The organism is Luteimonas terricola, from assembly GCF_004352845.1.
Lineage (GTDB): Bacteria > Pseudomonadota > Gammaproteobacteria > Xanthomonadales > Xanthomonadaceae > Luteimonas > Luteimonas terricola.
This window is the reverse complement of sequence record NZ_SJRX01000008.1, coordinates 122,806-142,461: the sequence shown is the minus strand read 5'-3', so window position 1 is coordinate 142,461 and position 19,656 is coordinate 122,806. Positions and strand designations below refer to the sequence as shown.

18 protein-coding genes are annotated in these 19,656 nt (G+C 72.1%); 10 read left to right on the top strand and 8 right to left on the bottom strand.

What is annotated here, in order from left to right:
* The first annotated feature begins 15 nt into the window (after positions 1-15).
* From gspK to E2169_RS12415, 7 genes are all read left to right on the top strand, one after another.
* Positions 16-1,017, top strand: a complete 1,002-nt coding sequence (gene gspK, locus E2169_RS12445; protein ID WP_132986948.1) for a type II secretion system minor pseudopilin GspK — start codon at positions 16-18, stop codon at positions 1,015-1,017.
* A complete protein-coding gene (gene gspL / locus E2169_RS12440) occupies positions 1,014-2,108 on the top strand; it encodes a type II secretion system protein GspL (RefSeq protein ID WP_165942414.1) in 1,095 nt (364 codons plus the stop codon). The genes gspK and gspL overlap by 4 nt, the downstream gene beginning before the upstream one ends.
* Positions 2,105-2,602, top strand: a complete 498-nt coding sequence (gene gspM, locus E2169_RS12435) for a type II secretion system protein GspM (protein WP_132986923.1) — start codon at positions 2,105-2,107, stop codon at positions 2,600-2,602. Before gspL ends, gspM begins: the two co-directional genes overlap by 4 nt.
* Entirely contained in the window at positions 2,599-3,297 is a 699-nt protein-coding gene (gene gspN, locus E2169_RS12430; protein WP_132986922.1) for a type II secretion system protein N, read from the top strand. Before gspM ends, gspN begins: the two co-directional genes overlap by 4 nt.
* A gap of 112 nt (positions 3,298-3,409) precedes the next feature.
* Positions 3,410-4,555 (top strand): OprO/OprP family phosphate-selective porin, encoded by a 1,146-nt coding sequence (locus tag E2169_RS12425; RefSeq protein WP_132986921.1) that lies wholly within the window; start codon positions 3,410-3,412, stop codon positions 4,553-4,555.
* A gap of 80 nt (positions 4,556-4,635) precedes the next feature.
* The gene (locus tag E2169_RS12420; protein ID WP_132986920.1) at positions 4,636-5,787 is read left to right on the top strand and encodes a glycosyltransferase family 4 protein; all 1,152 of its coding nucleotides are present in this window, start codon (positions 4,636-4,638) and stop codon (positions 5,785-5,787) included.
* Positions 5,765-6,307 (top strand): phosphatase PAP2 family protein, encoded by a 543-nt coding sequence (locus tag E2169_RS12415; RefSeq protein WP_132986919.1) that lies wholly within the window; start codon positions 5,765-5,767, stop codon positions 6,305-6,307. The genes E2169_RS12420 and E2169_RS12415 overlap by 23 nt, the downstream gene beginning before the upstream one ends.
* A 19-nt stretch (positions 6,308-6,326) precedes the next feature.
* On the opposite strand, the gene creD is transcribed toward E2169_RS12415, so the two are convergent.
* The 3 genes from creD to creB form a co-directional block, all read right to left on the bottom strand.
* Positions 6,327-7,667 (bottom strand): cell envelope integrity protein CreD, encoded by a 1,341-nt coding sequence (gene creD, locus E2169_RS12410; RefSeq protein WP_132986918.1) that lies wholly within the window; start codon positions 7,665-7,667, stop codon positions 6,327-6,329.
* A gap of 93 nt (positions 7,668-7,760) precedes the next feature.
* Positions 7,761-9,188: a two-component system sensor histidine kinase CreC gene (gene creC / locus E2169_RS12405; RefSeq protein WP_132986917.1), complete on the bottom strand. Its 1,428-nt coding sequence runs from the start codon at positions 9,186-9,188 to the stop codon at positions 7,761-7,763.
* Positions 9,189-9,191: 3 nt separating this feature from the next.
* Positions 9,192-9,905, bottom strand: coding sequence for a two-component system response regulator CreB (gene creB / locus E2169_RS12400; RefSeq protein WP_132986916.1), 714 nt, complete (start codon positions 9,903-9,905; stop codon positions 9,192-9,194).
* Between the two features lie 42 nt (positions 9,906-9,947).
* Between creB and E2169_RS12395 the strand changes: the two genes are divergently transcribed.
* From E2169_RS12395 to mfd, 3 genes are all read left to right on the top strand, one after another.
* Positions 9,948-10,805: a 23S rRNA (adenine(2030)-N(6))-methyltransferase RlmJ gene (locus E2169_RS12395; RefSeq protein WP_132986915.1), complete on the top strand. Its 858-nt coding sequence runs from the start codon at positions 9,948-9,950 to the stop codon at positions 10,803-10,805.
* A gap of 72 nt (positions 10,806-10,877) precedes the next feature.
* On the top strand, positions 10,878-11,450 hold the full coding sequence (locus E2169_RS12390; RefSeq protein WP_132986914.1) for a GNAT family N-acetyltransferase: 573 nt from the start codon (positions 10,878-10,880) through the stop codon (positions 11,448-11,450).
* Between the two features lie 95 nt (positions 11,451-11,545).
* A complete protein-coding gene (gene mfd / locus E2169_RS12385) occupies positions 11,546-15,058 on the top strand; it encodes a transcription-repair coupling factor (protein ID WP_132986913.1) in 3,513 nt (1,170 codons plus the stop codon).
* Positions 15,059-15,166: 108 nt separating this feature from the next.
* On the opposite strand, the gene E2169_RS12380 is transcribed toward mfd, so the two are convergent.
* The 5 genes from E2169_RS12380 to E2169_RS12360 form a co-directional block, all read right to left on the bottom strand.
* Positions 15,167-15,841 (bottom strand): DNA-3-methyladenine glycosylase family protein, encoded by a 675-nt coding sequence (locus E2169_RS12380; protein ID WP_132986912.1) that lies wholly within the window; start codon positions 15,839-15,841, stop codon positions 15,167-15,169.
* A 5-nt stretch (positions 15,842-15,846) separates the two neighbouring features.
* Positions 15,847-16,221: a DUF423 domain-containing protein gene (locus E2169_RS12375; RefSeq protein ID WP_132986911.1), complete on the bottom strand. Its 375-nt coding sequence runs from the start codon at positions 16,219-16,221 to the stop codon at positions 15,847-15,849.
* A 79-nt stretch (positions 16,222-16,300) separates the two neighbouring features.
* Positions 16,301-17,479, bottom strand: a complete 1,179-nt coding sequence (locus E2169_RS12370; RefSeq protein WP_132986910.1) for a polyketide cyclase — start codon at positions 17,477-17,479, stop codon at positions 16,301-16,303.
* Positions 17,480-17,627: 148 nt separating this feature from the next.
* Complete coding sequence (locus E2169_RS12365) at positions 17,628-18,269, bottom strand: response regulator (RefSeq protein ID WP_132986947.1); 642 nt, start codon at positions 18,267-18,269, stop codon at positions 17,628-17,630.
* Between the two features lie 32 nt (positions 18,270-18,301).
* Positions 18,302-19,528, bottom strand: a complete 1,227-nt coding sequence (locus E2169_RS12360) for a sensor histidine kinase (protein WP_132986909.1) — start codon at positions 19,526-19,528, stop codon at positions 18,302-18,304.
* Positions 19,529-19,656: the final 128 nt, after the last annotated feature.

Here is a 19,656-nt window from a genome sequence, read left to right as displayed (position 1 = left end):
ACGCCCTTCCGCGGCATGCCCTCCCGCGACGCCCATTCAATTGAAATCGGGCGCCAGCGCGGCGCGGCGTTGCTCACCGTGCTGCTGCTGGTCGCGGTGATGACGGTGCTGCTGGTGTCGGTGCTCGACGACATCCGCTTCGGCCTGCGCCGCACCGGCAACGCCCAGGCGCTGGCACAGGCGCAGTGGTACGCGCTGGGCAGCGAGGAACTGGCGCGCGCGCGCATCCACCAGCTCGAGCGCGGCGACGGCCGCACCACGCTCGAGGGCGGCTGGAACGGCCGGCCCTTCGTGTTCCCGATCGACGGCGGCGCGATGCGCGTGCGCCTCGACGACGCCACCACCTGCTTCAACCTCAACAGCGTGGTCGAAGGCGCCCCGGGGCAGTGGGTCCGACGCGAGACCGGCGCCGGCCAGTACCGGGCGCTGCTGCGCGCACTGGACTTCACTCCCGAGCAGGCGTCGACCATGGCCGACGCCCTGGTGGACTGGATCGACGGCGACCAGGTCCCCGGTCCGGCCGGTGCCGAGGACGCGGCCTACGCCGCCCGCGGCCCCGGGTACCGGACCTCCGGCGCCCTGCTGGCCGAAGCCAGCGAACTGCGGGCCATCGTCGGCCACGACGCCGCCGGCTATGCGCGCCTGCGCCCGCACGTCTGCGCGCAGCCCGACCACGCGCTGTCCCCGGTGAACATCAACACCCTCGGAGAGGAGGACGCCGTGATCCTCGCCATGCTCAGCGACAACGCACTCGACATCGGCAGCGCGCGCCGGGTGATCGCCTCGCGGCCGGCCGGCGGCTGGCGCGGCATGCCTGAATTCGCCGCACACCCGGCCGTCATGGCCGCGGAACTGCCCGACCCGGTGTGGGAACAGCTCCGGCTGCGCACGCGCTACTTCAGCCTGCACACCGAAGTGGACTACGACGGCGCCGAGGTGCTGCTCAGTGCGCTGCTCGACAGCGATTCCCACGGGCCCGTGCGCCTGGCGGCCAGACGATGGACACACGACGAATGAGCAAGCGCATCCTGTTCCTGCCCGCCGACCCGGCGGCCGAGGCCATCTGCCTGGACGTGGACGATGGCGGCCGCGTGCTGTCGCGCGCCGCGCTGCGGCCCGATGCGCCTGCGGCACCGATGCCGGCCGTGACGCGCACGGTGCTGGTGGTGCCCGGCGACGCCGTGCGCATCGACCGCCTGGCGCTGCAGGCGCACAGCAGCGCGCAGGCCCATGCCGCCGCGCGCGCCCTGCTGGCGGGCCGGCTCGCGCAGCCGGGCGAGCCGCACGTCGTGCTGGACGCGGACGCCACCGCGACCCTCCGCACCGTGGCGGCAGTCGAGCCCGGCGCGCTGCGCGGCTGGCTTGCACGCGCCGCGGCCCTTGGCCTGCATCCCGATGCCGCGGTGCCGGAGCAGCTCCTGCTGCCGGAGCCGGCCGATGCCGGATCCGTCCACCTGCTGGTCACCGCGGACCGCTGGCTGGCGCGCGGCGACGGCCTCGCGTTCAGCGCTCCGCCCGCGCTGGCGGCGCAGGTACTCGGCGACCGCCCGCTCGCCCGGATCAACGGCGATATCGAGAGCCTGGCAGCGCGCGCGCTGCGCCCCGAGCTCGACCTGTTGCAGGGCGGCTTCGCCCCGGCCTCGGCGCGCGCGAAGCCGGCCAGCCGCCGACGCCTGGCGTGGCTCGTCGCAGTGCTGCTGGCCTCGCCGCTGCTGCTGGTCGCAGCGCAGGCGCTGCGCCTGGAGCTGGCGGCACGCGCGCTCGAATCCCGCGCCGAGGCCGCCGTGCGCGAAGCCCTGCCCGCCGCCCGTGATGCCGCACCCGACGCACTCCACCTGCACCTGCAGGCCGCGCGTGAGCCCCGCCTGTTCGCCGCCGCCAGCGGCGCGCTCTTCTCCGCCGTCGCCGCGCGCAGCGGCAGCCACCTGGTCGAACTCGAATTCCAGCGCGGCGACCGCCTGCGCGCCGTGGTGTTCCATCCCGGTCCCGACGACATCGAAGCCCTGCGCGCTGCGCTCGCCACCGACGGCTGGCGGCTGGTGGAAGGCGGCGGCAGCGACGTCCCCGGAGGCCTGCACACCGGCCTGGTCCTGGAGCCCGCAGCATGAACATGGGCCCGAGCGATCGTGTCCTGGCCTGGTGGCGCGGCCGCGAGCCGCGCGAACGCGCAATGCTCGCGGTGATGGCCGCCCTGCTCGCCGCCTTTGCCTGGTGGTACGGCCTGATGTGGCCGCTGCGCGCGATGCGCGATGGCGCCGAAGCCCGTCACGACCGCGCGGCCGTGGCATTGCAGGCAGTGCAGGCCGACGTCGCAGCGCTTGCCACGGCCGGCGCCACGCCGCCCGCAGCGGCGACGGGCGAAGCCCTGCAGCGCGTGGTCCTGGACAGCCTGCGCGAAGCCGGCCTCGCCCCCGGCCGCCAGCGTACCGCCGCCGACGGCGCGTTCGTGCTCGAGTTCGAACGCGTGGCGTCGCCCGCCCTGTTCGGCTGGCTGGGCCACCTGGCCGATGACGGTGGCCTCGCGCCGTCATCGCTGCGCGTCGAGCGCGCCGACGGCCACCTGCGCGCCGAGGTCGGCTTCGGCGGCGGAGTCGCGCCATGAGCGGCCGGCGCCTGGCCTGCTGGTTCGCGGGGAGCTTCGTCCTGGCCCTGCTCCTGTCGGCCCCGCTGCAGCTCGTGCTGCCGCGACTGTCCCTGCCGGCGGGCCTGTCGGCCACCGGCGTCGAAGGCAGCCTCTGGCGCGGAGCCCTGCGCCAGGCACAGTGGCAGGGCGCGGAGCTCGGCGACCTGCGTCTTGGACTGTCGCCCCTGCCGCTGCTCGCAGGCCGCCAGCGGCTGCGGCTGCGCAGCCCGCACGCAGCGCTTGCGCTGCAACGCGGCCGCGTCCGCGGCATCGACCATGCACACGGCGTGCTGACCCTGCCCCCGCTGTCGGGCCTGGCGCTGCGCGCCTCGCTGGACGACGCACGGATGCTGTTCGACGACGACGGCTGCCGTGCCGCAGGCGGCCGTGTACGGCTCGAGGTCGCCCTGCCCGGGGATGCACTGCCGCCACTGCTGCTCGCCGGCACGCCCAGCTGCGAAGGCCGCAGCGGAACGCTCGCGCTGGTGTCCGAGGACACCGGCGGCCCGCTGCTGCTCGAAGCCACGCTCGGCATCGACGCCGACAGCAGCTACACGCTGCAGACCCTGGCCCGCAGCGACGACCCCGCCATTCGCGCGGTCCTGCTCACTTCCGGCTTCCAGGACGCACCCGGCGGACTCAGCCGCGTGGACGCGGGCCGGCTGGGACGCTGAGCGGGCGCCGGAACGCAACGTGCCGCGGATGGCCCCGACCGTGACCCGGCCGCTCACATCCCGCGCGCTAGACTGGCGACCCACGAAAACATGACCGGATCGCGTCGATTCCATGAAATTCCTGTTGCTGCCGATCGCGCTTGCCGCCGCCTGCCTCCTCCCTGCCCATGCCGAAGTCCCCCTGGGCACCGTGGCCGGTTCCGACGTGTCGTTTGAAGGCATGTTCCAGGTCGACGGCTACTGGTTCGACAACGACGTCCTCGACCTCGACGGCCGCCCGGACGGCCGCGACCGCGCCACCGGCATCCGCCGCTTCGAGCTCGCCCTCAAGGGCAGCGGCCCGGGCGGGTTCGCGTGGGCACTGGGGTACGACGTGGAGGGCGAGAACTACCTCGACAACAACGTGTCGTGGAGCTTCGGCGGCGAAGGTTCGCCAAAGCACACACTGCTGCTGGGCCAGTCCAAGCAGCCCAACGGCCTCGAAGAGCTGTCGTCCTCGCGCAACAACGACTTCATCGCCAAGGCCTCGGCCACCGGCGTATTCGCCACCGGCCGCCGCCTGGGCGCATCCTGGAGCTACGACGCCGGCGGCCACGGCGCCACCCTGGGCTGGTTCGGGCGCAATCTGGACGATGACGCCGGCGGTGCCGGTTACGGCGCGCGCGCCTGGTGGGCGCCCGTACGCGACGATGGACAGGTGCTGCACCTGGGCCTGAGCCATGTCGACCGCGACACCGACGGCGACCAGTTGCGCCTGCGCTCGCGGCCCAATGCCGACATGGCCGCCGTGCGCGTGGTCGACAGCGGCGTCCTGAGCGACGTCGACCGCCTCGCCACCACGGGGCTGGAGGCGATCTGGATCAGCGGACCGCTGAAGCTGCAGGGCGAATACTTCATCGCCAGCGGCGACCGCATCGGCCACGGCAACTACGACACCCAGGGCGGCTACGCCAGCGCGCTGTGGACGCCCGGCGGCGCCACCTGGGGCTACCGCGGCGGCCTGCCGCGGACCACGGTCGAGGGCGCCGGCCTCTGGCAGCTGGGGCTGCGCTACGACCAGCTCGACCTCGACGACGGCTCCCTCCGCGGCGGCCGCATGGACGCCTGGACGGTGGGCGTGAACTGGTACTGGCGCGACAACGCCAAGCTGATGCTGAACTACGTCGACGTCGCCAGCCGTCGCGAAGTGGCAGGTGGCGGCGCGGTGGTCCACGACGACCCGTCGATCGTCGAGGCCCGCGTCCAGCTGCACTGGTAGTGCGCGTCACATAGCCGTCAAACAATTGCAACAGCCGCGACACCGCCTGCGGTCAGGCTCTGGTCAAACCGGAGTCTTGCATGCGCTACACGATCGTCACCGAGACCTATCCGCCGGAAGTCAACGGCGTCGCGCTCACCGTGCGGGAGCTGGAACGCGGGCTCCGCGCCCGTGGCCACGAGGTTGAAGTGGTGCGCCCGCGCCAGCACCGCCGGGACCGCCCTGCGGATGGCGAACTGCTGACCGCCGGCGCCCTGCTGCCGTTCTACAGCGGCCTGCGCTTCGGCCTGCCGTCCGTCGCCAGACTGCGGCGGCACTGGCGCCGCCAGCGGCCCGACGCGATCTACATCGCCACCGAGGGTCCGCTGGGCTGGTCGGCCATGCGCGCCGCGAAGGCGCTCGGCATCCCCGTCGCCTCCGGCTTCCACACCCGTTTCGACCACTACATGCGCGACTATGCCGCGCAGTGGATGCAGCCGGTCGCGCTGGCCTGGATGCGACGCTTCCACAACCGCTCGGCGGCCACCCTGGTGCCGACCCTTGAGCTGCGCACCGAGCTCAATGGCCTGGGCTTCGACAACGTCGTGCACCTGCCGCGCGCCGTGGACACCCGGCGCTTCGATCCCGGGCATCGCGACGAGGCGCTGCGCGCCCGTTGGGGCCTGAAGCCGGACGGCCTGGCCGTGACCTACGTCGGCCGCATGGCCGCGGAGAAAAACCTCGACCTCGCGATCCGCGCCTTCCGCGCCCTGCAGGAACTGCGCCCGGACGCGCGCTTCATCTGGGTCGGCGAAGGACCCGAGCTTGGCGGCATCCGCGAAGCCAACCCCGACTTCATCTACTGCGGCATGCAGCGCGGGGAAGCGCTCGCCCACCACTTCGCCAGCGCCGACCTGTTCCTGTTCCCGAGCCTGTCGGAGACCTTCGGCAACGTCACCCTCGAGGCCATGGCCAGCGGCGTGGCCACCGTCGCCTATCGCTACGGTGCCGCCGCCGAGCACCTGATGCACGGCGTGCACGGCGCCGCCATCGCGCTGCACGATGAAGAGGCCTTCATCGATGCCGCCTGCCGCCTCTCGCTCGAGGACGCATCGCGCCGGGACATGGGCGGCAACGCCCGCCGCGCCGTGCAGCCGCTGCGCCCGGCCCAGGTCGCGGCCGACTTCGACGCCGTTCTCCAGGGCATCGCCCTCCGCAGGAGCCACGCCGATGTCCATGCAGCCCTCGCCTGAGCGCCACCGCGCCGACCACTTCCTCTGCCTGCGCGCCAACGACTGGTGCGCGCACGCCGGCGTGCTGCGCACGTTCGCCGCGATCAGCCGCCTCGGCGACGGCGTCGCCTGGTACATGCTGATGGCGGCAATGGTGCTGCTCGACGGCTTCGACGGCCTGCGCGCTTCGGCGCACATGGCTGCCACCGGTGCCCTGGCACTGCTGCTCTACAAGGCACTCAAGCGCTGGACCCGGCGCCCGCGTCCCTTCGCCGCCGACGTCCGCATCCGCGCCTGGATCGCGCCGCTGGACGAATTCAGCTTCCCCTCCGGGCACACCCTGCATGCGGTCTCGTTCACCATCGTCGCGCTCGCCTACTACCCCCAGCTGGCCTGGGTGCTGCTGCCGTTCACCGCGATGGTGGCGCTGTCGCGCGTCGTGCTCGGGCTGCACTGGCCCAGCGACGTGCTCGCCGCCACCGTGATCGGCGGCGGCCTTGCAGGACTCTCGCTCTGGCTCGGAGCCGCGCTTCCCTTCTAGGCGTGCAGGCACCGCGGCGCTACCGCACATGGGGACGCATCGACGTCTGGTACCAGTCGACCCTGCGCGTCACCACCATGATCGCGGCCAGCACCACGAACAGCAGGCCGGCGCCGAGCACCAGGGCGTTGTCCTCGGACACCAGCAGGCCGTAGAGCGCGGCGTAGAGCGTGGCCAGCATCCCCGCGAAGGCCGCGCCGCGCAGCGCGCCGCCCAGCACGGCCGCCAGGTAGAAGCCGATCAGGCCGATGCAGGCCGCGGCCGCCGACAGGTAGGCCAGGCCGAAGGGAATGTGCTCGCCCAGGCTGACCAGCAGCAGGAAGAAGATCGCGATCGCCAGCCCCACCAGTCCGTACTGGATGGGGTGGATCGGCTGCTGCCGCATCAGTTCGAACATGAAGAAGGCGACGAAGGTCAGCAGCACGAACAGCAGCCCGTACTTGGTCGCGCGCTCCGCCTGCAGGTAGGCATTGACGGGGTCGACCAGGGTCAGGCCGGCGGTGTCGGGATCCGGACTCCAGGGCTGGTAGGGCTGCACCTCGCGGGCCAGCGAGGCCTGCTTCCGGTAGCGACGCTGGGCCTCGGTGGACAGCGAGGCGACCTTCCACTGCGCGCTGAAGCCGGCGCCGTCGAGGTCATGCACCGGTGACAGGCCTTCGAAGCGCGGGTGCGGCCAGCTTGAGCGCAGTCGCAGGTCGTTGTCGCGCGCCAGCGGCATCATCGCGAACGACTCGGTGCCGCGCAGCTGCAGGTCGACACGGCTTGCGAACGCCATGCGGGCGCCCGCGGCCGGTGCCCGGAGCCGCGCGTGCACGCCGGGGCCGTCCTCGTGGCCGATGCCCTGCGCGAGCGCGAGCACGCGTCCGTCGACCTGCATCCGCGGCAGCTCGCGCAGGCCGCGCACGTCGGCAATGCCGAAGGCCAGCCAGGGCTCGCCGATGCTGCGCCCGGCACCTTCGGCGGCATCATCCGGGATGCGCGCGTCGAAGCGCGCCTGCACGGTGCCCTGCCACTCGTAGACGCGGACTTCGTGCAGGCCGCGCTTGCGGGTGTCCGGCATCATCTCGCCGTCGACCACCAGGGTCTCGGGGAAGAAGGTCCAGTGCCGCGTGCGGCGGCGTTCGGTGGTGCGCATGATGCCGGCCGCGTCGGCCGCCTGTTCGCGCACGCTCTCCGTGTAAGGCACCACCAGCACCGGGCCCGACACCACCTGGCGCCCGCCGTAGCTTGCGGCGATGTTCGACACCGCCTCCGCGCGCCGCGCCTGGCGCTCGTCGATCACCCCGCGCACCATCGTCAACGGCACCAGGATCGCGATCGTCATCGCCGCCACCATCAGTATCTTCACCCACAGACGCATGTCCGCACCTCCCGTTGGAAACCGCAGGAAGGGTGACGCCGCCGTGTGTGCCTGCGGCGGAGCGATGGTGAAGCGAATGTGAAGCGGCCGCGCTCAGGCGGTCGGCAGTTCGATCCCGGCAAGCGCGCCACCGCCGTCGCGGTTGCGCAGCCAGGCGCGGCCATGGTGCAGCTGCGCCACCTCGGCCACGAAGGTCAGGCCGATGCCGCTGCTGCGTCCGCCGCCATCGGGGCGTGGCAGCGAATAGAAGCGTTCGAAGACCTGCTCCAGCGCGAAGTCCGGCACGCCCGGGCCTTCGTCGGCCACTTCGACCCGCACGCCGCCGTCCTGCGCCCGCAGCGCCACCGAGACCGTACCGCCGCCCGGCGAATGCGCGATCGCATTGTCGACCAGGTTCTCCAACGCCTGCCGCAGCAGGAAGGCATCGCCCGACGGCGACGGCAGCGGCTCGTCCGCCTCCAGCGCCAGGGTGACGCCGCCCGCACGCAGCCGCGGCGCCACCGCCTCGGCGACCTCGCGCGCGACGGCCGCCAGGTCCACCGGCCCCGGATCCTCCAGCCGCTGGCGGTGCTCGACCGCGGCCAGTGCCAGCAGCTTGTCGATCATTCCCGCCATGCGCTCGCTCTGCGCGCCGATGTTGGCGGCGAAACGCCGCCGGTCGGCTTCCGGCAGCGGCGACTCCAGCAGCTCCGCGGAGCCGCGGATCGCCGCCAGCGGCGACTTCAGCTCGTGGGTGAGCGCGTGCACGTAGCGTTCGACATAGCGGCGGTCCTCGAGGCGGTCGCGCATGGTTTCCAGCGCGCGCCCGAGGTCTGCGAACTCACCGGCGGAATCGGGCAGGACCGCGCGCCGGCCCGCGGTGACTGCATCCGCATAGCCACGCAGTCCGCCCAGCTGCCGCGACAGCCACCAGGCGGCGAACAGGCCGACCAGCAGCGCGCTGCCGAGCAGCACCAGGCCCCAGCGCAGGATCACGCCCTCGCTGCGGGCGATGAACGGCGCCATCGCACGATTGGGCTTGGACACCGTCAGCACGCCTGCGATGCGCGCGCCGTCGCGGATGGGCGCCGCGACGTGCATCACCGAGCTGGCGTCGTCATCGGGGTCGCTGCGCGTGGAGCGCGCGCCATAGCCGCCGCGCAGGGTCAGGTAGACGTCGTTCCACTGCGAATAGTCCGCACCGACGTCGCGGCCGGCGGAGTCGAAGAGCACGATCCCGCGCGCGTCGGTGACGGTGATGCGATAGCTGGCCTCGCGCTTCTCGAAGCCCCAGATGCCGGCGCCGATGTCGCGCCCCGCCAGCGCGTGGATCCGGGTGGCGAACTGCCCGTCGGCGATCCGCCCGGCCAGCAGGTCGTCGGTGGCGAGCTCAGCCAGTACGTTGGCGGTGTCCACCAGCGTGTCCTCCATCGCCTGGCGTACGCCGGGCTTCACCTCGCGCAGGAACACCTGGCCGAGCAGCAGCGCCGCCAGCGCCACGATCAGGAAATAGCCCAGCAGGATGCGCAGGCCGATGCGCACGCGTCAGTCCGTGTCCAGCGAATAGCCGACGCCGCGGTGGGTGCGGATCGGGTCGGCATCGGGATCGAGCAGGCGCAGCTTCGCCCGCAGGGTTTTCACATGGGTGTCGACGGTGCGTTCGCCGCTCTCGGGCGCGTCCGTCCAGGCGCGGTCGAGCAACTGCGCGCGGCCCAGGATCGCAGCGGGCCGACGCAGCAGTTCGGCCAGCAGGGCGTACTCGTTGCGCGTGAGGTCCAGCAGCTGGCCGTCGAAGCGGATCCGCCGTGCCTGGGCGTCGTGCTCGAAGCGCCCATGCCGCCGCGGGCCGCTGTCGTCCGCGGCCGGATGGCGCCGCAGCCGCGCACGCACGCGCGCCACCAGCTCACGCGGCGAGAACGGCTTGGCGATGTAGTCGTCGGCGCCCAGCTCCAGCCCGAGCACGCGATCGATCTCGTCACCGCGCGCGGTCAGGAACACCACCGGCAGCGCGCTGAAGGTCCGCAGCTGGCGGCAGACCTCGAAGCCGCCGATGTCGGGCAGCCCCACGTCCAGCAGCACCAGGTCGATGCCGCCGGCGCGCACCCGCCCGGCCACGCCGGTGCCCAGCATCCGGTGTTCGACCACGTGGCCCTCGGCGCGCAGCGCGTAGAGCACGGCCTCGGCGATCGCCGGATCGTCCTCGACCAGCAGCAGGGTGGACGGCGGCGGCGCGGCATCGGCGGGCATCGCGCGCAGCATACCGGGCACCGCGGGCGGGCGGCGGACCGGTATCCTGCAGCGATGAACTACCGCCACGCCTTCCACGCCGGCAACCATGCCGACGTCCTCAAGCACATCGTCCTGCTCGCGCTGTGCGATGCGCTGGTGGCCAAGCCGGCGCCGCTGTTCGCACTCGATACCCACGCCGGCCGCGGCCTCTACCACCTCGCCGGCGCCAGCGCGCAGCGCACCGGCGAGGCCGACGACGGCATCGCCCGGCTGATCGCCGAAACGCCGCGCGACCCGCTGCTGCGCCGCTACCTCGAGGCGGTGTCGGCGTGCCGCAAACAGCACGGCGCCGACGCCTATCCCGGCTCGCCCTGGCTGCTCGCGCACGCACTGCGCGACATCGACCGCATCGTCTGCTGCGAGACGCAGCCGGAGGAAGCGAAGGTGCTGGCGGCGACGCTCGCCGCCGACCGCCGCGTGCGCGTACAGGAAGGCGACGGCTATGCCGCCATGCGCGCCCTGCTGCCCCCGCGTGACGGCGCGGCCCGCATCGGCCGCGGGCTGGTGCTCATCGATCCACCCTACGAGACCCAGCTCGCCGAGTTCGACACCTCGCTGGCCGCGATCCGCGAGGGGCTGCGCCGCTTCCCGCAGGGCGTGTTCGCGCTCTGGTATCCGATCAAGCTGCGGCGCACGCTGGGTCCGTTCCAGCGCCGCGCCGCCGACCTGCCGGCTAAATCGGTGCTGCTGGCCGAGCTGCTGGTGCGCCCCGACGACTCGCCGCTGCGCATGAACGGCAGCGGCCTGCTGGTGGTCAACGCGCCCTGGCAGTTCGACCTGGCCCTGAAGCCCGCGCTGGCGGCCCTGTCCTCGGCGCTGGCGGAACGCGGCGCGACGTCCCGCCTGCACTGGCTCCGCAGCCCCGCCTGAGCCGGCCCGGCCAGGTGCGGCCCGCGGGGATGTAGAGACCGGCTTCACTTCGACCATGCCAGCATCCGTCCCATGGTCGCCAGAAACCGCCTTCCCCCGTGGCACGAGGAGATCCGCCTCGGCAACGGCCGTGATGTCCTGATCCGTCCCATCCGCCCGGAGGATGCCCCCGTCCTGCATGCCAGCTTCGAGCTGCTGCAGCCGGACGCGATGCGCACCCACCTGCTTGGCGGCGTGCACCGGATGGGCACCGATCTCTCCCGCCAGCTGTCGCAGCCCGACACCCGCAACGAATTCACGCTCGTGGTCTCCGAACAGCTGCCGCCGGGCGAGGCCATGATCCTGGGCATGGCCCGGGCCGCCGTCGCTGCCGGCAGTCGCGATGCGGCGTTCACCATCCTCACCAGCCGGAATGTCGCCGGCATGGGCCTGGGCCGCCACCTCATGCGCCGCCTGGCGAAATGGGCCCGCGGCAAGGGGCTGGACGCGCTGCACGGCGACATCCCCGAGGACAACGGCCCGCTGCTGGACCTTGCGCTGTCGATGGGCTTTGGCCAGGTGGAGGGCGCGGACCCGGGTTTCACGCGCATCCACCTGCCGCTGGCCGCGACGACGCCCGCCGCCGGCATGGACGCCCGCGCCTGAACCCACCGGCCCGGTCCGCAGCGGTGCCGCGGTAAACTGCACGCCCCTGCGCCGGGTGCCTGACCGCATCCGGCGCTGCCGTTGTTTGCGTGCCGATGACCGACAAGACCCCAGCCCCCCCGGCTTCCCTGCCGCTTTCCGCCCCTCCACTGCCCGGCCCCGGCCGGCCACGCGCCTGGTGGCGCGCGCCCGCCTCGCGCTCGGCGCTGGCCTGGTTCGTGGCCGCCGCCGCGCGCGCCCACGATGGCGTGCTGCTGGCGGTCACGCGCGACAACCACGCGGCCACCCAGCTCGAGGCCGACCTGCAGACCCTGGTCGGCGCCGATCCCGCGCTGCCGGTGCTGGCCTTCCCCGACTGGGAGACCCTGCCCTACGACCGCTTCAGCCCGCACCCGGAGATCACCTCCCAGCGCCTGGCCACCCTGCGCCGGCTGCCGCAGCTGAAACGCGGCGTGCTGGTGGTGCCGGTGCAGACGCTGATGCAGCGCCTGCCCCCGCTGTCCTACGTGATCGGCAACAGCTTCGACCTGCGCGTCGGCCAGCGCCTGGACCTGGATGCCGAGAAGCGCCGCCTGCAGTCCGCCGGCTACCGCAACGTGCCGCAGGTCTACGACCCCGGCGACTTCGCCGTGCGCGGCGCCCTGCTCGACGTCTACCCGATGGGCGAGGCGGCGCCGTTCCGCGTCGAACTGCTTGATGACGAGATCGACACCATCCGCGTCTTCGACCCCGAGAGCCAGCGCTCGCTGGACAAGGTCCAGGCCGTGCAGCTGATGCCCGGGCGCGAGGTGCCGCTGGACGAAACCTCGCGCGGGCGCGCGCTGGACGCGCTGCGCGAACGCTTCGACATCGACACCCGGCGCAGCGCGCTGTTCCAGGACCTGAAGGCCGGCGCCGCGCCCGCGGGCATCGAGTACTACCTGCCGCTGTTCTTCCCCGACGGCGCGACCGCCACCCTGTTCGACTACCTCGGCAACAGCGCCCTCCCGCTGGTGGACGACGGCACGCCGGCCGCCGCCGACCACTTCTGGACCCAGGCCGGGCAGCGCCACGAGCAGCGCCGGCACGACGTCGAACACCCGGTGCTCCCGCCCGACGCGCTGTGGCTGGCACCCGACGCGCTGCGTTCGCGCTTCAACGAGGCGCCGCGGATCGAGATCGCGGGCGCCGACCACCCGCGCCACGCCGAGGCCGCGCGCCTGGGCGAACAGCCGGCACCGCAGCTGCCGGTGTCCGCCCGCCACGACGCCACCGCCGCGCCGCTCAAGGACTTCCTCGGCAGCTATCCGGGCCGGGTGCTGGTGTCCGCCGACAGCCCCGGCCGCCGCGAAGCGCTGCTCGAAGTGCTCGACGCCGCCGCGCTGCACCCGCAGGTGCTGCCGGACTTCCGCAGTTTCGCCGCCGGCGACGCGCGCTTCGCGATCTCGGTGGCGCCGCTCGAGGACGGCTTCGCGCTCGACGGCGACGTCACCGGTGGCCTGCCGCTGGCGGTGCTCACCGAGCGCCAGCTGTTCCCGGAGCGCGCCGCGCAGCCGCGGCGCCGCAAGCGCGCCGGCCGCGAGCCCGAGGCGATCATCCGCGACCTCGGCGAGCTGTCCGACGGCTCGCCGATCGTGCACGAGGACCACGGCGTCGGCCGTTACCGCGGACTGGTGACGCTGGAAGCCGGCGGCATGCCCGCCGAATACCTCGAGATCGAATACGCCAAGGGCGACCGGCTGTACGTGCCGGTCGCGCAGTTGCACCTGATCAGCCGCTACTCGGGCGCCTCGCCGGAAACCGCGCCGCTGCATTCGCTGGGCGGCGAGCAATGGACGAAGGCCAGGCGCAAGGCGGCCGAGAAGGTCCGCGACGTCGCCGCCGAGCTGCTCGAGATCCAGGCCAGGCGACAGGCCCGCGCCGGCCTGGCCATCGACATCGACCGCGGCATGTACGAACCCTTCGCCGCCACCTTCCCCTTCGAGGAAACCCCCGACCAGCACTCGGCGATCGAAGCGGTGCTGCGCGACCTGCAGTCCTCGCAGCCGATGGACCGCGTGGTCTGCGGCGACGTCGGCTTCGGCAAGACCGAAGTCGCGGTGCGCGCGGCCTTCGCCACCGCGGCCGCCGGCAAGCAGGTCGCGGTGCTGGTGCCGACCACGCTGCTGGCCGAGCAGCACTACGCCAACTTCCGCGACCGCTTCGCCGACTGGCCGGTGCGGGTCGAGGTGCTGTCGCGCTTCAAGAGCACCAAGGAGATCAAGGCCGAGCTGGAGAAGGTCGCCGAAGGCACGATCGACGTCATCATCGGCACCCACCGCCTGCTGCAGAAGGACGTGCGCTTCAAGGACCTCGGCCTGGTGATCGTGGACGAGGAGCAGCGCTTCGGCGTGCGCCAGAAGGAGGCGCTGAAGGCGCTGCGCGCCAACGTGCACCTGCTCACCCTCACCGCAACGCCCATCCCGCGCACGCTGAACATGGCCATGGCCGGCCTGCGCGACCTGTCGATCATCGCCACCGCCCCGGCCAACCGGCTGGCGGTGCAGACCTTCGTCGTGCCCTGGGACGACGACCAGCTGCACGAGGCCTTCGACCGCGAGCTCGCGCGCGGCGGCCAGCTGTTCTTCCTGCACAACGACGTCGAATCGATCGGCCGCATGCAGCGCCAGCTGCAGGAACTGGTGCCCGACGCGCGCATCGGCGTGGCCCACGGCCAGATGCCCGAGCGCGAGCTGGAGCGGGTGATGCTCGACTTCCAGAAGCAGCGCTTCAACGTCCTGCTGGCCTCGACCATCATCGAATCCGGCATCGACATCCCCAACGCCAACACCATCATCATCAACCGCGCCGACCGCTTCGGCCTGGCCCAGCTGCACCAGCTGCGCGGCCGCGTCGGCCGTTCGCACCACCGCGCCTATGCCTACCTCGTGGTGCCGGACAAACGCTCGATCAGCGCCGACGCGAAGAAGCGCCTGGACGCGATCGCCTCGATGGACGAGCTGGGCGCCGGCTTCACCCTCGCCACCCACGACCTCGAGATCCGCGGCGCCGGCGAACTGCTGGGCGAAGACCAGAGCGGCCAGATGGCCGAGGTCGGCTTCAGCCTCTACACCGAGCTGCTCGAGCGCGCGGTGCGCTCGATCAAGCGCGGCGAACTGCCCGACGTCGACGGCACCGCCGCACGCGGCGCGGACGTGGAGCTGCACGCGCCCGCACTGATCCCGGATGACTACCTCCCCGACGTGCACACCCGCCTGACGCTGTACAAGCGCATCAGCTCCGCGCGCGATGCGGAGGCGCTGCGCGAGCTCCAGGTGGAGATGATCGACCGCTTCGGCCTGCTGCCGGTGCCGGCCAAGCTGCTGTTCGCAACCGCCGAGCTCAAGCTGAAGGCCAACATCCTTGGAATCGTCAAGATCGACGTGGGCGCCAGCGGCGGCAGGGTGAAATTCGCCGAAAAACCGTCGGTCGATCCCATGGCCATCATCCAACTGGTCCAGGGCCAGCCGAAAAGCTACCGCATGGACGGCCCCGACACCCTGCGCCTCACGCTCGAACTGCCCACGCCGGAAGAACGCCTGCAGGCCGTCCGCGGACTGCTGGCCTTGCTCGCGCCCGGAAAGGGCTGATCGATCGCGGGGAGGATGAAGGGCAGGCCAGTGGCGCATCACGCAGTGGCTTCCGTCAGGCTGGCCACGGAGTGATGTGCCGCTGGCCTGCCCCACGCAGCCCCTGCCTCACTCCTGCGAACGTTTCGTCGGCACCTTCGCCTCATTGACGGAGTCCGCGATGCGCCACAAGTACAGCCCGGCGTGCGTCCGGAACGGCCCCCAGCGCTCGCCGCGCGCAGCGAGTTCCCGTGGGGTCGGCATGGCGTCGGCGCGGTCCAGCACCTGCACCCCCTTGCGGATGCCCAGATCGTCCACCGGCAGCACGTCCGGCCGCCCCAGGCGGAACATCAGCATCATCTCCACCGTCCAGCGCCCGATGCCCCGGACCGGCACCAGCGCCGCCACGATCGCGTCCTGGTCCATCACCGACATCCGCCGCAGGTCCGGGATCTCCCCCCGCGCCTCGCGCGCGGCGAGGTCGCGCAGGGCCAGCGTCTTGTTGCCGGAGACGCCGCAGGCACGCAGCGTCGGGTCGTCGACGCGCCCCAGGGTGTCGCAGTGGAAGCGGGTGTCGCCGATGGCGGCCTCGACCCGCGACACGATCGTCGACGCGGCCTTGCCGCTCAGCTGCTGGTAGAGGATGGCCCGGGCCAGGGCGTCGACCGGGTCGAAGGACCGGCGCCAGCGCGGATCGGGTTCGATCGCGCCAAGGCGGCGGATCCAGGTGCCCAGGCGCCGGTCGCGGCGGGCCAGCCAGGCATCGGCTTCGAGGGTGTCGTAACCGCGGCTGTAGCGTGGCATTGGCGTCAGTCCCGGATCGAGGCGGCGGCGTGGAGCAGCCACCCGAGGATCATCAGGCTCCCGCCCATCGGCGCCAGCCGGGTCGGGAGGTCGAAGAAGTGGGCGCCGGCGAGCGAGCCGGCGAACAGCGCCACGCCCACCAGCATCGCCCACAACCCCGCCATCGCCAGCCGCCCGGCCGCGCGCGGCGCCAGCGCCGCCAATGCCAGGCCGTGGCCGAAGGCGAAGGCCGCGGCCAGCCCCAGCCGCGCGCCCGCATCGGGACCGGCGGCGTGCGAGGCATAGGCCGCAAGCGCCACCGCGGCCGCGGCCAGTACCGCGCCGGCCGGCGCCAGGATGCGGCGGCCCGCCGCGGATGGAATGCCAGCCTGCCGGTTCATCGCAAACGCCTCCTCCGGAACGCGGAACGCCGCACCTTTCGATGCGGCGTTCCGGAGTACTCCACGCGCGTGCCGTGGCTCAGCGCTTGAGGTTCCAGAACACCTGGAACTGGCCGTCGGCGGTGAACGCGCTGTCGACGCCGTTGAGGTAGTACTCGTACGGGCGGCCGATGGCCTCTTCGCCCTGGGTCATGGCCCAGGCGCGGGTGGCGTTGCGGGCCACGTCGAGCTCGGCCATGAAGCCCTTGTAGCTGGCGCGGACCACGCGCGTCGGCTCGCTGCGCACGTAGGTCACCGGACCCAGCAGCTCGATCGACGCCTCGTCGATGGCTTCCGACCCGGTCACCACAAAGGTCGGCGCGACGGGCGCCTGGCCGCCTTCCACTGCTTCGTCGGCGGCTTCGCCCGCCGCATCGGCGCCATCGGCCACGGCGTCGGCCTCGCTGGCGGTACCCTTGCGGCGCACGGCCTGGACGACGTCGAAGGTGTAGGTCTCACGCGCGAACTCGGTGGTCACGATGCGCACCGGGCCGACCGGCTCGAGGTCGCTCGCGGCCATGGTGCGCGCGATCCACTCGACGTTGTCCTTCATCGCCTTCTTGATGACTTCGTTGTTGCGCTCGATCGCGCCGGCGTTGACCACCAGCAGGTTCTCGGCCGGGATTTCCGCGATCTCCAGGCCGGTCAGGTTCGAGCCCTCGACGCGGTAGTCGAAGTTCGGCACCGAGGCCAGCATGTTGCTCAGGCGGCCAAGGCCGAGCTTCATGGTGTCGCCGACGTTGCGGCTGACATACAGGCCGGCGTAGCGGCCGAGCAGGTTCCAGCCGTAGTCGACCTTGTAGTCCTGGGTGATCTCGATGTTGCGGCCACCGCGACCGGTCGGCTTCAGGGTGAACGAGGTCGACTTGTCAGAGCCGCGCTTGTTGTCCTCGATCCTGTAGACCACGCGCGAATCGTGATCGGACTCGACGATCTCCCAGCTGCCCTTGCCCACGCCCGACACTTCGGAGTCGTAGTCGATGCGCGCGCCGACGCCATCGTCCGGGCCCGAGCGGTTGAGCTTCACCTGGCCCAGCGCAAAGGGATGCCAGTCGTCGAAGCGCTTGAAGCTGTTGAGCGTGTCGAACACGATCGCCATCCTGCGATTGGTCTCGACATTTTCGGTCAGGGAGCGGCTGGACGGCAGCAGCACGCCGACGAGCAGGAACAGCACGGCGACGATCGCCAGGGAAATCAGGAGCTCAAGCAAACGGGTCATTCAGGGTTCTCCGGGACCAGGACCGGCCGAGGCCGGGGCGCAGACGGGCAATCCTAGCAAGATTGCCGGCGTCGCCGCGACCTTCGCGACGCGCATTTTTCCACATCCGGCTGCGACCGGGGCCGGCGGGCACGCGGCGGCGCCGCGCTCAGACCAGTTGCAGCTCGAATGCCTTGAGCACCGCGCGGGTACGATCGCGGACCCCGAGCTTGCTGAGGATGTTGGACACGTGGTTCTTGATCGTGCCTTCGGCCACGCCCAGCGAATTGGCGATCTCCTTGTTGGAGAAGCCCGAGGCCATCAGGCGCAGGATCTCGGTCTCGCGGTCGGTGAGCGGGTCCGGGCGGTCGAGGCTGACGAAGTCGTTGCGCATGTGCTCCAGGCCGGACAGCAGGCGCTGGGTGACCGCCGGCTGCACCAGCGAGCCGCCCCCGGCCACCGTGCGGATGGCCCCGACCAGCTGCTCCAGCGACACGTCCTTGAGCAGGTAGCCCTTGGCCCCGGCCTTGAGCCCGGCCAGGACCAGCTGGTCGTCATCGAAGGTGGTCAGGATGATCGTGGGCGGCAGCGTGCCGGCCTGGGACAGCGCCTGCAGCGCCTCCAGCCCGGACATCGCCGGCATGCGCATGTCCATCAGCACCACGTCCGGGGCGACGCCGGGGATGATCTCCACCGCCTGGCGGCCGTCCACGGCCTCGGCCACCACCTCGATGCCGCCGTCGAGCGCCAGCAGCGAGCGGATGCCCTGGCGCACCAGGGTCTGGTCGTCGACCAGGCATACGCGGATCACGGAGCCGGGGGCCGCGGGGCTTGCGGTGGTCGTCATGTCGCCTCCGTAGTGGTTTGCGGCGGGCCGGACGGCTCCGCCACGGGTACCGCGATGTCCGCGATGTCGTCCAGGGGCAGGCGCAGGCGCAGGGTGAAGCCCTGCCCCGGGGCGGTTTCCGCCTCGACCTCGCCACCATACGCCGACAGCCGCTCGCGCATGCCGCGCAGGCCGTTGCCGGCGGTGAAACCGTCGGCGCCGCGGCCGTCGTCGCGGGCCACCAGGCGCACCGCGCCGCGCTCCAGCGCGTACTGCAGGTGCAGCACGCTGGCCTGGGCGTGGCGCACGGCGTTGGTGATGATCTCCTGGGTGCAGCGCAGCAATACGTGCGCGCGCTCGGGGTCTTCCATCGGGAACGGCCGCGGCAGGCGCATCTCCACCGTCAGCCCCGGCACGTTGCCGGCCAGCGGCTCCAGGGTCGCGGCCATGTCGATGGTCTCGTTGCCGCGGATCTGGCTGACCGCCTCGCGGACATCGGAAAGCAGCAGCTTGGCCAGGGTGTGCGCCTGCCCGACGTGTTCCTGGGCCTTGCCCTGGGTGAGGTGGTTGGCGACCTCCAGGTTCAGGCTCAGCGCGGTCAGGTGGTGGCCGAGCAGGTCGTGCAGCTCGCGGGAGATCCGGGTGCGTTCGTTGACCCGCACGCTTTCGGCCAGCAGCGCGCGGGTGGCGCGCAATTCCGCATTCAGGCGGCGCTGCTCGTCCCGGGCCTGGGCCTGCTGGCGCGCGACCAGGCCGGTGACGAAGGCGAAGCCGGTGAACCCCACGTACAGGCTGGCCTGGAGCACCGCCTCGGCCCAGGAGAAGTCGAATCCGCGCACGTACACCGGCACGATCACGAATTCGCACAGCACCAGCAGGGCCACGCCCTGCCACACGGGAAGCACCCAGGGCAGCACGCTGGCCACCACCATCAGCAGGATGCTGCCCAGGCCGCTCTGGCTGTAGTAGCTGATCGCGATCGCGCCACCGGCGAGGCCCGCCAGCAGCGTCCGGTCCACGCCCCCGACCCGCTGCCGGCCCAGTCCCCGGGTGAGCCAGGCATAGCTGGAACCGAAGACCGCCCACGCCACCCAGGCCTGGATCGCCCCCGGGGCGACCGCTGCGGCCACGCCGTCGCGGTCCGGCTGGGGCAGGGTCAGCAGCAGCAATGGCAGGCCGATCACCGCCCAGGTGAACAGTCCCGCGTAACGCAGCAGCCGGTTGTGGTCGAAACGCTGGAGCATGCCCGCATGGTAGGCGCAAGCGACGCCCCGGCTACGGTCCGGAAGTCATGCCCGCGGTCACCCGACGCAACGGGGCCATGCGATAATCGCCCGAAGTCGACGAACGCGACGCGCTGGCCCCACGCCCT